This is a genomic window from Shewanella electrica (genome assembly GCF_022321485.1).
GTDB classification, from domain to species: domain Bacteria; phylum Pseudomonadota; class Gammaproteobacteria; order Enterobacterales; family Shewanellaceae; genus Shewanella; species Shewanella electrica.
In genome coordinates, this window is sequence record NZ_JAKOGG010000584.1 from 1 (window position 1) to 249 (window position 249).

A 249-nucleotide genomic window follows, 5' to 3' on the forward strand; every position below is an offset into this window, starting at 1 on the left:
GCCTGGGCAGGAGGAGACGAGGCAGAGAGGTCCCATGAGTCGACCTGTTCGAGCACTTGGCCGCTAATCTGGTTCAATACGAACTGTGAGGTAACAGAGACGATCAGGTCTCCTCCGATGGTTGCGAAGATTGGATTCTTAGGTTTGCCTCTGAATGTCCATTTGATGGTCAGGTTGCTTGTCGATTGCATTGACATTTCCTGGACACTGTAGGGTTTTCGAGTGCCTTGGTGATCCACAATGGCCTCT

The 249-nt window shown here is 51.4% G+C and carries 1 protein-coding gene; it reads right to left on the bottom strand.

The annotated features are described in order from the left end of the window. A partial coding sequence (locus L9G74_RS24520) for a hypothetical protein (protein WP_238898871.1) occupies positions 1-191 on the bottom strand: 191 nt, incomplete at its 3' end. Positions 192-249: the final 58 nt, after the last annotated feature.